General features: G+C 61.1%; 11 protein-coding genes. 3 read left to right on the plus strand and 8 right to left on the minus strand.

All coding sequences use genetic code 11. The features are described 5' to 3' along the window. The 7 genes from A3GO_RS0115370 to paaF all read right to left on the minus strand — a co-directional run. Positions 1–878 (minus strand): branched-chain amino acid ABC transporter permease (locus A3GO_RS0115370; protein ID WP_029134157.1); only part of this gene is annotated, 878 nt, incomplete at its 3' end. A gap of 184 nt (positions 879–1,062) precedes the next feature. Beyond that, on the minus strand, positions 1,063–2,265 hold the full coding sequence (locus tag A3GO_RS0115375; protein ID WP_470406615.1) for an ABC transporter substrate-binding protein: 1,203 nt from the start codon (positions 2,263–2,265) through the stop codon (positions 1,063–1,065). Between the two features lie 27 nt (positions 2,266–2,292). After that, entirely contained in the window at positions 2,293–3,597 is a 1,305-nt protein-coding gene (gene paaK, locus A3GO_RS0115380) for a phenylacetate--CoA ligase PaaK (RefSeq protein WP_029134159.1), read from the minus strand. Between the two features lie 140 nt (positions 3,598–3,737). After that, positions 3,738–4,949, minus strand: a complete 1,212-nt coding sequence (pcaF, locus tag A3GO_RS0115385; protein WP_029134160.1) for a 3-oxoadipyl-CoA thiolase — start codon at positions 4,947–4,949, stop codon at positions 3,738–3,740. A 36-nt stretch (positions 4,950–4,985) separates the two neighbouring features. Next, positions 4,986–6,503: a 3-hydroxyacyl-CoA dehydrogenase PaaH gene (gene paaH / locus A3GO_RS0115390; RefSeq protein WP_029134161.1), complete on the minus strand. Its 1,518-nt coding sequence runs from the start codon at positions 6,501–6,503 to the stop codon at positions 4,986–4,988. A gap of 5 nt (positions 6,504–6,508) precedes the next feature. Beyond that, complete coding sequence (gene paaG / locus A3GO_RS0115395; protein ID WP_029134162.1) at positions 6,509–7,300, minus strand: 2-(1,2-epoxy-1,2-dihydrophenyl)acetyl-CoA isomerase PaaG; 792 nt, start codon at positions 7,298–7,300, stop codon at positions 6,509–6,511. An 11-nt stretch (positions 7,301–7,311) separates the two neighbouring features. Beyond that, positions 7,312–8,091, minus strand: coding sequence for a 2,3-dehydroadipyl-CoA hydratase PaaF (gene paaF, locus A3GO_RS0115400; RefSeq protein WP_051302441.1), 780 nt, complete (start codon positions 8,089–8,091; stop codon positions 7,312–7,314). Between the two features lie 346 nt (positions 8,092–8,437). Between paaF and paaZ the strand changes: the two genes are divergently transcribed. The 3 genes from paaZ (at position 8,438) to A3GO_RS0115415 (ending at position 12,855) form a co-directional block, all read left to right on the plus strand. Beyond that, positions 8,438–10,459, plus strand: a complete 2,022-nt coding sequence (gene paaZ, locus A3GO_RS0115405; RefSeq protein WP_029134164.1) for a phenylacetic acid degradation bifunctional protein PaaZ — start codon at positions 8,438–8,440, stop codon at positions 10,457–10,459. Between the two features lie 230 nt (positions 10,460–10,689). Beyond that, on the plus strand, positions 10,690–11,715 hold the full coding sequence (locus A3GO_RS0115410; protein ID WP_051302444.1) for a hypothetical protein: 1,026 nt from the start codon (positions 10,690–10,692) through the stop codon (positions 11,713–11,715). A gap of 96 nt (positions 11,716–11,811) precedes the next feature. Beyond that, on the plus strand, positions 11,812–12,855 hold the full coding sequence (locus tag A3GO_RS0115415; RefSeq protein WP_029134166.1) for a 2Fe-2S iron-sulfur cluster-binding protein: 1,044 nt from the start codon (positions 11,812–11,814) through the stop codon (positions 12,853–12,855). A gap of 499 nt (positions 12,856–13,354) precedes the next feature. On the opposite strand, the gene paaX is transcribed toward A3GO_RS0115415, so the two are convergent. Beyond that, a complete protein-coding gene (paaX, locus tag A3GO_RS24100; protein ID WP_051302445.1) occupies positions 13,355–14,302 on the minus strand; it encodes a phenylacetic acid degradation operon negative regulatory protein PaaX in 948 nt (315 codons plus the stop codon). Positions 14,303–14,347: the final 45 nt, after the last annotated feature.

A 14,347-nucleotide genomic window follows, 5' to 3' on the forward strand; every position in this document is an offset into this window, starting at 1 on the left:
ACCCGCTCCACGGACGCTTTGCCGAACAGGCCGCTGGGGCGGAAGAACAGCACCAGCAGCAGAATAATAAAGCCGATCGCATCCTTGTAACCGGAAGAGATGAGGCCGGCGGAGAGGGACTCGATCAGTCCCAGCAGCAGGCCGCCGGCGACCGCGCCCATGGGGTTGCCCATGCCGCCGAGGATGGCGGCGGAGAAGCCCTTGAGGCCGAGCATGACGCCGGTGTCATAGGAGGCGAAGGTGATCGGCGCCACCAGGATNCCGGCCATGGCGCCGAGCGCGGCGGAGAGGCCGTAGGCGACCAGCAGCATCACCCCCACATTGATCCCCACCAGATGGGCGGCGGTCTTGTTGCAGGAGCAGGCGAGGATCGCCTTGCCGAGCGTGGTGTGGGTGAAGAAGTACTGGGCACCGAACACCAGCACGGCGGCGCCGCCCATGACCCAGAGACTCTGGGGCAGNACGGTGGCGTTACCGATCNGGATCGGTTCGTTGCCGGAGAAGGGCGGCAGGGCAAACAGATCCTTGCCCCATACCAGCAGGGCCACGCCACGCAGGAAGATGGAGGCGCCGATGGTGATGATGATGGTGGTGACCACCGAGGCNCCGCGGGCCGGGGNGATGGCGAACCGCTGCAGCGCCATGCCCACCAGGGTGGTGATCAGCACCGCCGCCAGGGCGGCCGCCCACAGCGGCAGGCCGGTGTCGCCGGCCGACAGCGCCACCGCGCTCATGGCACCGATCATCACGAACTCCCCCTGGGAGAAGTTCACCACGTCCGAGGCGTTATAGATAATGGCAAAGCCGAGTCCCACCAGGGCGTAGGTCGAGCCGACGGTGATCCCGGTGAGCAGAAACTGGAGGATCTGATCGAACATCCGAAAAATCCTGTGTCAGGGAGGTCAGCGAACCGCACAGGCCCAAGCAAACGGCGCTTGAGGCAGGCTGGGCTGCGGCACTCCCGGGTTTTTGAAACGAGCTGGTTGAGTGATGCGCCCGCTCCCTGCGGGCAGTCGGCAGCCCGGTGTGACCACCGGACCGCCGGACCGATTGACGGCAGACTTACTTCACGATGGTCCAGTCACCGTTCTTGATCTCCAGCATCTGGAACGCATCCAGGCCGAGACCCATGTGGTCGCTCGGACTCATGTTGAAGACACCGCCGGTGCCGGGGAAGCCCTTGGTCTTCTCGATCTCGTCACGCACCTTGGCCTTGTCGGTGGAGTTGGCGCGATCGATCGCCTCCAGGGCGATCATCAGACCGTCATAGGCGTGACCGCCGAAGGTGGAGACATCACCGTGCTTGGCTTCGTAGAGGTTCTTGTAACCCAGCAGCACCGGGCGCTGCGGATTGTCCTCCGGCAGCTTGTCGGCCACCAGCAGGGCGGCGGCCGGCAGGCGGACGCCCTCGGCCGCGTCACCGGCCAGCTCGATGAACTTCTTCGAGGCGACGCCATGCGACTGGTAGAGCGGCAGATCGATACCAAGCTGACGCACGTTCTTGGTGACAATCGCCGGCCCGGAACCGAAACCGAAGTTGAGGATCGCCTGGGCGTCGGTGTCGCGGATCTTGGTGAGCTGGGCGGTCATATCGGTATCCTTGGCGCCGTACTGCTCATCGGCGACGATCTCGATATCATAACTGGCCGCCATCGCCAGGCTCTCGTTGCGGCCGGACTTGCCAAAACCGCCGTTGCCGCTGATCAGGGCCACCTTGGTAATGCCGCGCCGGCTCATGTCCTCGTAGATCTTCTGCGCCGCCATACGGTCGGTATGGGGGGTCTTGAAGGTCCACTTCTGCACCGGATCGATGATCTTGACCGAACCGGCCAGGGAGATGAAGGGGATACCGGCCTTGTCCACCAGCGGCATCACCGAGAGNCTGGAACCGGAGGTGGATCCGCCCACGATCACATCCACCNGGTCCTTCTGGATCAGGCGCTTGGCGAAGTTGACNGCCTCCTTGGCATTGCCGCCGGTGTCATAATGCACCAGCTCCACCTGCCGACCGTCAATACCGCCCTTGGCATTGATGTTCTCAATGTACATCTGCAGGGTCTTCAGCTCCGGATCACCCAGAAACGACGCCGGGCCGGTCACCGCCAAAAAGGTGCCCACCTTGATCGGCTCCGCCGCCACAGCCTGTCCCGCCACGCCCAGGGTGAGTACCGCACTGATGGCCAGGGCAGTTGCCAGTTTTTTTAGTTTCATTATCACTCTCTCCTCGATTTCACTATCTTCAGTGTGAACAGGTCGCAGATACATGGTCTGCAACGGTTATAAATCTGCCGGTTATTCCTTGGGGCGCTTGTCAATCACCCGTTGCGCCTTGCCTTGTGAGCGGTCCACCCGGCCAGGTTCGCATACCGTTACCTGGGTGCTGATGCCGACATAGGATTTGATTTTATGCCACAAGGTTTTGGATAGCGTATCACGTTGTTGCTGATCCAGCCCGGCTTCTTGCTTCTCCTCGACAAAAACTTTCAGTTTATCCAGGTGACCATCCCGATACAGCTCGAGCTGATAGTGGGCAGTGAGTTGTGGCAGGGTAAGGATGATCTCCTCGATCTGGGTCGGGAATACGTTGACCCCGCGGATAATCATCATGTCATCGGAGCGCCCGGTGATCTTGTCCATGCGTCGCATGCTGCGGGCCGTACCGGGTAACAGACGGGTGAGATCCCGGGTGCGGTAGCGGATCATCGGCAACGCCTCCTTGGTCAGGGAGGTGAATACCAGCTCCCCCGGCTCACCGTCCGGCAGCACTTCCCCCGTTACCGGGTCAATAATCTCAGGGTAGAACAGGTCTTCCCAGATGGTCAGCCCGTCCTTGGTCTCGATACACTCCTGGGCCACGCCGGGACCGATAATCTCGGACAGGCCGTAGATATCCACCGCATCAATGCCCATGCGCTCTTCCATCTCCAGGCGCATGGCGTTGGTCCAGGGCTCCGCGCCGAATATGCCGATCTTCAGGGAACTGGCCCTGGGGTCGAGTCCCTGGCGCTCCATCTCATCAATGATGTTGAGGAAATAGGAGGGGGTGACCATGATGATGCGCGGTTCGAAGTCACTGATCAGCTGCACCTGTTTCTCGGTCTGCCCGCCGGACATCGGGATTACCGTGCAGCCCAGCCGCTCGGCGCCGTAGTGCGCGCCCAGTCCGCCGGTAAACAGGCCGTAGCCGTAGGAGATGTGGCAGGTGTCACCCGGCCGGCCGCCGGCGGCACGGATGGAGCGGGCCACCGCGTTGGCCCAGGTGTCGATGTCATTCTGGGTGTAGCCGACCACCGTGGCCTTGCCGGTGGTGCCGCTGGAGGCGTGCACCCGCACTACCTGCTGTTTCGGCACGGCGAACATGTTGAACGGATAGTTGTCGCGCAGATCCTGTTTGTGGGTAAAGGGGAAGCGGCTCAGATCCGCCAGGCTTTGCAGATTATCCGGGTGTACCCCGGCCTGATCGAAACGCGCCTTGTAGAAAGGTGAGTTGTCATAGGCGTGCTTCAGGGACCACTTCAGTCGCTCCAGTTGCAGCCCCCGCAGTTCATCCAGGCTCGCCTTTTCGATAGGCTCAAGTTCGGCCCGTGGGTCACTCATATTACCGCTCCTCTCATCACTGGTATGGCCCGGTATTGTTGCTTTTATTCAGTACGCTCAGCGTCTGCCCGGATCGTTATGTTGGTGAAAAAGTCGTACGTGCAGGTCACGGCGCATGACGCACGCCGTGACTTGTAAATTTACCCCTGTACCCGCTCGATGATCAGGGCAATACCCTGGCCGACACCAATACACATGGTGCAGAGGGCATAACGCCCGCCGGTCTGCTGGAGCTGGTACATGGCCGTGGTGACCAGGCGGGCGCCGCTCATGCCCAGCGGGTGGCCCAGGGCGATGGCGCCACCGTTCGGATTGACATGGGCGGCATCATCGGCCAGACCCAGATCGCGCATCACTGCCAGTCCCTGGGCGGCGAATGCCTCATTCAGTTCGATGACGTCCATCTGTTCAATCGTCAGGCCGGTCATCTGCAGCAGCTTGCGGCTGGCCGGTGCCGGGCCGAAGCCCATGATGCGCGGTTCCACGCCAACCGCCGTGGCGGCCACCACCCGGGCCTTCGGGCTGAGTCCGAATCGTTTTCCCGCCTCTTGCGAGCCCAGCAGCAGGGCACAGGCGCCGTCATTCACCCCGGAAGCGTTGCCGGCCGTGACCGATCCACCCTTGCGGAACGGTGTGGGCAGGCTGGCCAGCTTCTCCAGCCGGGTGTCGGGACGGGGGTGTTCATCGCTGGAGACAACGATATCCTCCCCCTTGCGTTGCAGCAGGGTGACCGGAACGATCTCCTGCGCCAGGCGTCCGCTGGCCTGGGCCGCCCCGGTCCGTTGCTGGCTCCTCAGGGCGAAGGCATCCTGGTCCGCGCGTGAGACATGGAACTGTTCGGCCACGTTCTCGGCCGTCTCCGGCATTGAGTCGATGCCGAACTGCTGTTGCATCAGCTTGTTGACGAAACGCCAGCCGATGGTGGTGTCATGGATCTCCGCCCTGCGCGAGAAGGCGCTGTCCGCCTTGGGCATCACGAAGGGCGCCCGGGACATGGATTCGACGCCACCGGCGATCATCAGCTGGGCTTCGCCGGTCTTGATGGCGCGCGCCGCCATGCTCACCGCATCCATGCCGGAGCCGCACAGGCGATTGACGGTGGTGCCGGGCACCGCTGCCGGCAGACCGGCCAGCAGGGCCGACATGCGTGCGACATTGCGGTTGTCCTCGCCCGCCTGGTTGGCGCAACCGAAGATGACATCCTCCACCTGTGACCAGTCGACACCAGGATTGCGCTGCATCAGCGCCTTCAGAGGGATGGCTCCGAGGTCATCGGCGCGCACGCCGGAGAGGGCGCCGCCGAAGCGGCCGATGGGGGTGCGAATGGCATCGAAGATATAGGCGTCGTTCATAGTCACTCTCTTATCTGGTGGGTAGTGTGGTCTGCTTCAGTCGTAGAAGCGGTTGCTGCCCTCGACCTTGCGTCGCAACAGCTGGGAGACCCGGTAACGATCGAGGCCGTAGGCCTGTAGCAGGTTCTCCAGCACGGCCTGCACCCGGGGCAGGCCGATCCGTTCGGCCCAGGCCAGGGGTCCGAGGGGGTAGTTGACACCGCTCTGCATGGCGGTGTCGGCGCCGGCCACGTCGCATACCTGCTGGAATACGGCGTCGGCGGCCTCGTTGGCCAGGGTGCAGACGGTGCGCATCACCACCATGCCGGGAATATCGGCAATCACCGACACCTGCTTGCCCAGGGCCTGGAACAGGCCGGTGGCCTGCCGCAGCGCCTCGGGCGAGGCGTTGTCACCCGCTGCCAGGGCGATGCGGGTGGCTTTGCTGTAGTCCAGCGCCAGATCAAACAGGATGGTGTCTGACAGGTGGTCGGCGGCCGCGCGACGGGTGGCGCTACGACCGTCGGTGAGGGCGATGCGGGTGTGGCCGATACGGATCCAGCCGTTGCCTTCTGTGCGCTTGATGCGGATACCTGCCTGTTTCCAGAGATCCACCAGTGGTTCGGCGATACCCAGCTCACCGGTAATCTCGATCGAGTCGGGGGCCGCAGCGGCCGAGGCATCTGTGGCACTGGCCTTGACCGCCCCTTCACGGTAGTCGTAGAAGCCACGACCACTCTTGCGGCCATAGAGTCCGCCATCGACCAACTCCTTCTGGATGAGTGACGGCAGAAAGCGCTGGTCATAGTAGAAGCCGGCGTAGACGGTGCTGGTGACCGCGTAGTTGACGTCGTGGCCGATCAGGTCCATCAGCTCGAACGGGCCCATACGGAAACCGCCGGCCTCACGGATGATGCCGTCCAGGGTGGCGACGTCCGCTGCCCCCTCTTCCAGCAGGCGCAGTCCTTCGGCATAAAAGGGACGGGCCACCCGGTTGACGATGAAGCCGGGTGTGGACTTGGCAAAGACCGGGTGCTTGCCCCAGTTGGCGGCAGTGTCGAACAGGGTTTGCGCCGCCGCCGGACTGGTGGTGACGCCGGAGACCACTTCCACCAGTTTCATGACGGGGGCCGGGTTGAAAAAGTGCATGCCCACCAGGTTGTCGGGACGCGCCAGATCGGCCGCAATGGCGGTCACCGAGAGGGATGAGGTGTTGGTGGCGAGGATGGTCTTATCGCCGCACAGCGACTCCAGCTGGGCGAACAGATCCTGCTTCACCTTCAGGTCCTCGAGGATCGCCTCGATCACCAGTGCCGCTTCGGCCAACTCCTCCAGCTTGTGTGCCGGAGTAATGTTGGCCAGCAGGGCCGTGCGCTGCGCCTCGCTCATCTTGCCCCGGGCCACCTGTTTCTTCAGTCCGGCATCGATCTGTCCAATGCCGCGTTCGATAGCCTCCGGGTTGGCATCGAACAACAGTGTCGGGTGGCCGGCCGCCGCAGCGATCTGGGCGATGCCGGCGCCCATGGTACCGGCGCCGATCACGGCGATGGTCTGGTCGGTGGTCAGTGCGCCCATGGGTGCTATTCCCCCTTGAATTCCGGTTTACGCTTGCCGACAAAGGCGGCAACCCCTTCGCGATAGTCGTGACTGCAGCCGGCGATGTACTGCAGGTCGCATTCCAGTTCCAGTTGCTGCTCCAGGCTGTTGCCGCCGGCCGCGTTGATGGCGCGTTTGGTCAGGGCCAGCCCCTTGGTGGGCTGGCTGGCCAGATGGCTGGCCAGGGTATTGGCCTCGCTCATCAGCTGGTCATCGTCCACCACCTGCCAGATCAGTCCCCACTGGGCCGCCTGTTCCGCCGACAGTTTGCCACTGAGCATCGCCATGCCCATGGCACGGGCACGGCCCACCAGGCGCGGCAGGGTCCAGGTGCCCCCGGAGTCAGGGATCAGGCCGATTTTGGAGAAGCCCTGGATAAAGTTGGCGGAGCGGGCGGCCAGCACGATATCGCAGGCCAGGGCGAGGTTGGCGCCGGCGCCGGCGGCGACACCGTTCACCGCGCAGATCACCGGCTTGTCCAGGGTTGTCAGGGTCCGTACCAGCGGGTTGTAGTTCCGCTTGATGGAGAGGCTCAGGTCCGGCATCGCCTCGCCTGGCGCTACCGCCCGGTCGTTTAGATCCTGACCGGCACAGAAGCCGCGTCCGGCACCAGTCAGCAGCAGGCAGCGGATGGTCCGGTCCTGTTTCACCTGTTTCAATGCATCGCGGATCTCGCCATGCATCTCGGTATTGAAGCTGTTGAGGCTCTCCGGCCGGTTCAGGGTCAGGGTGGCAACCCCGTCCTGCACCTGGAATAGTATGGCGTTGTAGCTCATGGGACTCTCTATTATTGACCTGTGAATTGTGGGGGGCGTTTCTCCAGGAAGGCGTCAATGCCCTCCTGACGATCTTGCGTGGTGGCCAGGAACAGGAACGCCTTGCGCTCCAGTTCCAGCCCCTGACTGAGGGGCGTTTCATAGCTGGCCAGGATGGCTTCTTTTGCCAGCCGCAGGGCAATAGGCGACTTGCTCGCGATGGTTTCCGCCAGCGCGGTGGCCCGTTTCAGGGTCAGCTCCGGCTGGGTCACTTCGGCCACCAGACCCGCAGCCAGCGCCTCCCGCGCATTGATGAATTCACCGCTGAGGACCAGTTTCATGGCGAGGGCCTTGCCGACCGAGCGCACCAGCCGCTGGGTGCCACCGGCACCGGGAATAATGCCCAGATTGATCTCGGGCTGACCGAACCGGGCGTCTTCTCCGGCTATGATCATGTCGGCGTGCATCGCCAGCTCCATGCCGCCACCCAGGCAGTAGCCGTTGACCGAGGCGATGAGCGGCTTGGAAAATGAGCGGATTGTCTGCCAGTGCTGCGGGCGCTGATCCTTCCAGAGACCGACCGCATCGAGCGCCGCCATCTCCTTGATATCGGCTCCCGCCGCAAACACCTTTTCCGATCCGGTGATTACGACAGCCCGGACCCGCTTGTCCTCCGCCGCGGCTGCCAGGGCGGTCGCGAGCTCACCCAGCAGTGCCGTGCGTAGCGCGTTGTGTGCGTCGGGACGATTAAGCCGGATCAGCTGAACGCCGTTGTAGGGCGTATCCACCTGGATGTCCGAATAAGCCGTCATCTCCTCTCCTTGCCCGTGGTTGTCGTGCCGGACGATTCCGCTCGGTTATTAAGGTTAGCGTCTGCCATCACTTCCATAACGATGATACCGGGGCGGTGCAACAATTGTGGAATATGTTGTAACACAACTCCATCTTAAAACGCTACAAAAAATAAAATAATAATCAAAATATTGTATCGCATTGGATTGCAGGCTACTATCCAGTCAGTTGTCTGTAATGGTGCAGCGCGTTCCAGTGAGCATAGCCTCTTTTTCATCTGAGGTAGTCGGGACGTTTCTACAGACCATACTTAATTGAGCTACCAATAGCGTGAAAGCGGGCCCCGGCGGGCCGGAGGAGCAAGAGATGCGTTTGAAGAGTTATGCCTGTGGTGCCTGGGTTGAAGGAGAGGGCCAGGGGGCGGTTCTGAACAGTGCGGTGACCGGTGAGCGGGTGGCCGAGATCAGCAGCAAGGGGCTCGATTTTGCCGCCATGCTGCGTTATGGCCGCGAGGTGGGTGGTCCTGCGCTACGGGCGCTGACCTTTCATGAACGCGCCTACAAGTTAAAGGAGCTGGGACTCTATCTGCAGGAGCGCAAGGAGGAGTTCTACGCACTCTCCCGACACACGGGCGCCACCCGTTCCGACTCCTGGATCGATATCGAGGGCGGCACCGGCACCCTGTTCGCCTACTCCAGCAAGGGGCGCCGTGAGATGCCCAACGGCCATGTCTATATTGATGGGCAGCCGGAGATGCTGTCACGCAAGGGAACCTTCGTGGGGCAGCACATTCATGTGCCGCTGGAGGGTGTGGCGATCCATATCAATGCCTTCAATTTCCCCTGCTGGGGTATGCTGGAGAAACTGGCGCCCAGCTTTATTGCCGGTGTGCCCTGCATCATCAAGCCGGCCAGCCAGACTGCCTATCTGACTGAACTGATGGTTCGGCACATGATTGAATCCGGCATCCTGCCGGAGGGTTCGCTGCAGCTGATCTGTGGCAGCGTGGGCGACTTGCTGGATCATGTCACCTGCCAGGATGCGGTTACCTTTACCGGCTCCGCCTCCACCGGCCTGATGCTGCGTCGGCATCCGGCCATCCTCAACAACTCGGTACGCTTCACCATGGAGGCGGATTCGCTGAACGCCTCAATCCTGGGGCCGGATGCCGAACCGGGCACCGACGAATTTGACCTTTATGTAAAGGAGGTGATGCGGGAGATGACGGTCAAGTGCGGGCAGAAGTGTACCGCCATCCGACGTGCCATCGTGCCGCGCCGCCTGGCGCCATTCGTGATTGACGCCCTCAAGGCCCGGCTTGGCAGGGTGGTGGTGGGTGATCCCGATAAAGAGGGGGTTACCATGGGTGCACTGGCCAGTGACGACCAGTGTGTCGAGGTGCGTGAGCGGATTGCCGAGCTCGCCAACTCCTGCGAAATCGTGCATGGCGATCCCAATGAATCCCTGGCCGGTAGCGGTGCATTCATGAACCCGGTGCTGCTCTATTGCGATCAGCCCCTGAAGAGCCGTGAGGTGCATGATATCGAGGCGTTCGGCCCGGTCAGCACCGTGGTGCCTTACGACGGGGTGGACGAGGCGATCCGGCTCGCCGGTATGGGACAGGGCAGCCTGGTCAGTTCCATTTTTACTTACGATGAGGCCTTTGCCCGATCCATGGTGATGGGGCTGGGCGCCTGGCATGGCCGACTGTTGATCAATAACCGCGACAGCGCCAAGGAGTCCACCGGCCACGGCTCGCCGTTGCCTTACCTGATTCATGGTGGACCGGGCCGGGCCGGGGGNGGCCAGGAGATGGGCGGCATCCGCGGTGTACTACACTATATGCAGTGCGTGGCGCTGCAGGGGTCGCCCAGTATGCTGACCGCCGTGAGTGACAAATGGATTACCGGTGCCAGGCGCATTGAGGATGATGTACACCCGTTCCGCAAGTCGCTTGAAGAGCTGCGGATAGGCGAGGGGATTGTGACCAAACAGCGTGTCATCACCTTGGAAGACATTGAACATTTCGCCGAATTCAGTGGCGATAAATTCTATGCCCACATGGACGAGGCGGCGGCCAAGGCCAACCCGTTCTTCGAGGGACGGGTAGCCCACGGTTATTTCATCGTGTCGGCGGCGGCCGGACTGTTCGTCGACCCGGCACCGGGACCGGTGCTGGCCAATTACGGTCTGGAGAACCTGCGCTTTCTTACGCCGTTGAATCCCGGGGATGCCATTCAGGTGACTTTTACCTGTAAACAGAAGGTGCCACGGGTGAACGAGGATTACGGTGAGGTGCGCTGGGACTGTCAGGTGAAGAACCAGACTGGCGAACTGGTGGCTACTTATGATGTGCTGACGCTGGTGGCCAAGCAGCGGGCCGCGTAGCGGCCGGAAGGGTCGGTGTGGTGATGATCCCGCCGACCCGCCTCCGGGGTGAGCCTGAACGAACGGCTGATGGCGAAGGTTAAAATTGATACAGAATAAAATAAAATAAAAAATATATTGTATCATTTTAAAATGCTTGGTATGTTTCCCCCATGCGTACCGAGTCGCATGCGGTTTGTCTATCCACACGGCCTGATCCGTGTGGCTACAAAGAGTCGAGGAGCGAGACGATGAGTGAGAAAGAGCGGTTTGCAGATACCATGGAGTTTCCGCCGGAAACTCCCCAGCCCAATATCTATCCCCTGAGCTGGGTGCGTGAAACCAGCAAGATGCAGGAAGTGTGGGAGGCGGCCCAGCGTGAATATTGGGATCCGGAAAAACTCTCCTGGGACACCTTTGATCCGGATCAGTACAGTTGGGAGGAGCGCGAGTCCATCGCCTACTGGTGGACCCTGCTGTCGGTGTTCGATGCCTCTGCCCCACCGGTATTCGCCGAGGCGATGATCAAGACCTATGAGGATCATGAGGAGGATCCGGTACGGCGCTGCTTCTTCTCGGTCACCCGGGATGAGCAGAATCATGAGCAGATGTGCGGCCTGGCCATCACCAAGCTGCTGGGTCACCCGGATGCCATCACCTACACCCCCAAGACCGAGTTGGGCAAAAAACTGCAGCGCAATGCCAAGTGGCTCTATTTCAACGGCGGGCGTTACTGGAACGGTTACAAGAAGGCGGTGCCCAAGTACAGCCTGGCGGTTCTGTTCAGCTCCTTCCTGATGGGCGAGATCGCTGCCGCCACCATCTTCCACCAGATGGCCAAAGGCTGCGAGGAGGAGGTGTTCCAGGAGGCGTTCCGCAATATCGGCCGCGATGAGGGTCGCCACATGGCCATCTGCATGGCACTGATGGAGCGTGACTATCCCGGCCTGCAGGATGAGAACAAGTCCATCATCACCAAGCAGATTCGTGCCGGTTACCTGTTCCTCTCGGCAGTCCTGTATGAGCCGCCAATGGAGTTCTGGGACCTGCCGGACGATTTTATTGAAGTGCAACGGGAAGCGGAAACGATTGCCCGCAATGCCGGTTTTGGTATCCCCACCCCCGAGGCCAAGCTGGAGAACTGGCGCAAGGCGATGCTCAATCTGAAGGGCGTGCTGGATCGCTACGACATCCCGTTCCCCGCCATCCCTGAAGTGGGAATCACCGGCGAAGAGGTGCTGGATGTTGATCTGGACGAGATCATTCCGATATTCTGATCCTTTCTATCCAGGGATGAACTTATGCCGCGGAGGCCATGGATGGCCGGGAGCGGCTTTGTCTGTGAGCAGCTATAGCTAATACGTGGTCTGTCTATGAAAAAAATCCGTCTCTATCCATCCGGTCATGAAGTGGAGTGTCAGCAGGGGGAGACTGTCCTCTCCGCTCTTGAGAAGGCGGGTTACGCGCTGCCCAACAACTGCCGGGCCGGTGCCTGTGGTGAATGCAAGATCAAGGTCCGGGCGGGTGAATTCGATCAGGGCATGGTGCTGGATATGGCGCTGGCCCAGGAGGAGCGGGACCAGGGGTTCGGTCTGATGTGCATGGCAAAGCCGCTGTCGGATCTGCTGGAGATCGAGTGGGGCACCGAGGATGCACAACCGAAACTGTTTCCGCCCAGGGAGAATGTCTCTTTCGTGGTGGTGGAGCGGCTTGAGCGTACCCACCGCATTGTTGAGTTGCGACTGCGCCCGGTAGGCAAGCCGCTACGCTACTGGCCGGGCCAGTATGTACAGCTCAATCATCCGGACAATCAGATCCCCCCCCGTGCTTACTCCATTGCCAACGCCTCGCGCCCCGATGGCGAAATCACACTGCAGATCGCGCGGGTCGAGGGTGGCGGTATCAGCAACTGGGTGCATGACAGCCTGAAGGTGGGTGACCGGGTCAAACTGTCGGGTCCCTATGGCACTTTTATTGGTGATCCGGCGGCGGAGACACCGGTACTCTGTCTGGCGGCGGGTACCGGATTGGCGCCAATCATGGCCCTGGCCGAAGCGGCGTTGAGCCGGGGTTACCGGCAGCCGGTGACGGTGTTGTTCTCGGCGCCTACTAGCGGTGATCTGTATGATTCCGGTCGTCTCGCCCTGTGGCAGGCGAAACACCGCAACTTCAAATTTGTACGTACCCTGACCCAGGAAGCGGGTGAGGGTCTTGTGGGACGGATACCGGCGATTCTGCCGGAGATGTTCCCTGATCTCTCCCGGCACAGCGTCTATGCCGCCGGCAGCCCGGAGTTTGTGGATGCCTGCATCACCGCCGCCAAGGCGCTAGGCGCAAAAGAGTCGCTGATTCATACCGAAGGTTTCTTTGAGCAGCAGTCGGTGCCGGATACGCCGTCGGCGGATAGGTTGCTTTGAATCAAATTCCTCTATTGAACCGCGAAGAGTGCAAAAGAACGCAAAGCAATACAATGGCTTGCCTGCATTTCCAGTCCCACTCCGCGGGTGAAGGATCGACAGCCCATTGTTTTCCTTCGCGCTCTTTGCGTGCTTAACGGTTGAAATGGGGTATTAAAGGTGAATGGCGGTTAAGCATCCTAGTGGGCACAGACAACGTGCCTACCCTGCGGAACTGATCGGTTGCTTTGAATGATGCTTGGGTTTGCGCTGAGCTGTATCAGGTTCGTCCGGCCGGCTGCCTTTTGATGGGATTTCAGATCACGATGGGTAGGAGCGCCCGCTCCCGGCATCCTGCCTCCCGCGCCATTAGCACTTCCTTGTGCATCGCGCCTCGCCGCGAATTCGGCCCGGGGCGGGCCTCCTACAGTAGGTCGCCACACCCTTTCCGGCTTTCGCATCATCGTGTCATCCACAGGTTTCGCCCGCCTGGACACAAGAATCGTGCCCAGACTACTATCTATTCCCAAGCCGTGAACCGCTGGCTGAACCGGGGTGAGGTCTGGCGGAACGGCCCGACCTGATTTTCACAATGCGTCAGGATATGCTGTTCCGAAATCGCCTCCAGCGGCCGATAGATAGCGGCGCACAGGTCCTGTGCCTGCTTCCCCAGCCAGTTGTCAGGCAGCAGTTCTGCTGGAAGCTTGGGGTCCTTCAAGAGAATGCGCCGGTAGTGGTGGATCAGCATAATGCGCAGCATGAAGCAGTGCTCCGGATTCTCCTGTTCGACATGGCGGATATTCTGCATCGCCCTGGCCAATGACCGGTAGTGCTTGATGAAGGCGCTGTACTGCTTCTCGAGCTCCCCCAGTTTGAAACACTGGCGCACCATCCCCTTGGTGCCTAGTCCATACATCGGGTCATAGTTGCTCGCCCGCAGCACCACCACCTGGTTGGTTACGCCGACCTTGGCCAGAATCGCCTGAGTCTGGGTGATTGGGGCGGTTGGATGACCGTAGACGTTGGGTGCGATAATGCCGTAGCCGAGCCAGCTTAACTCCTTACGCAGTCTGGCCCGCTGTTTGGCATTGATCCCGTGGGTGCCGGTAAACACCAGTATCCAGTCACCATCCCACTGTTTGTCGGAGGGGTAGTAGATCAGCTGATCGTAGGCGCCGACTTTTTCCCGGGCGCTATCGGTCAGGCGATAATAGCTGCGGCGCCCGATCTTGGTGCTTTCAACAAAGTCATCCTTGGCCAGCCGATAGACGGCGGTGCGCACCAGCCGTTCATTGACGCCCAGTGGTTCCAGCAGGGCAGTGATACTGCCGAGCCAGATCTCCCGGTCGTGGGATTCCACCACATCGCCAAACAGGGTGGCCACCAGTGACGGCGTGCGGCTGGGGGGTTCTTTGCGAAATCCATCCAGGATGGACTTGAGCTGTCGATGAAAAGGATTGCTGGCCACTGTTCCTCGGTCACAGGCTGGAATGGAGTGGCTGCATTCTAACAG

The organism is Sedimenticola selenatireducens DSM 17993 (assembly GCF_000428045.1).
Taxonomy (GTDB): Bacteria; Pseudomonadota; Gammaproteobacteria; order Chromatiales; family Chromatiaceae; genus Sedimenticola; species Sedimenticola selenatireducens.

Bases quoted from the DNA above. Each gene is read 5' to 3' on its own strand.
- paaH (WP_029134161.1), bottom strand. From the start codon at position 6,503: ATGGGCGCACTGACCACCGACCAGACCATCGCCGTGATCGGCGCCGGT.
- A3GO_RS0115415 (WP_029134166.1), top strand. From the start codon at position 11,812: ATGAAAAAAATCCGTCTCTATCCATCCGGTCATGAAGTGGAGTGTCAG.
- paaF (WP_051302441.1), bottom strand. From the start codon at position 8,091: ATGACGGCTTATTCGGACATCCAGGTGGATACGCCCTACAACGGCGTT.
- paaG (WP_029134162.1), bottom strand. From the start codon at position 7,300: ATGAGCTACAACGCCATACTATTCCAGGTGCAGGACGGGGTTGCCACC.
- paaK (WP_029134159.1), bottom strand. From the start codon at position 3,597: ATGAGTGACCCACGGGCCGAACTTGAGCCTATCGAAAAGGCGAGCCTG.
- pcaF (WP_029134160.1), bottom strand. From the start codon at position 4,949: ATGAACGACGCCTATATCTTCGATGCCATTCGCACCCCCATCGGCCGC.
- A3GO_RS0115410 (WP_051302444.1), top strand. From the start codon at position 10,690: ATGAGTGAGAAAGAGCGGTTTGCAGATACCATGGAGTTTCCGCCGGAA.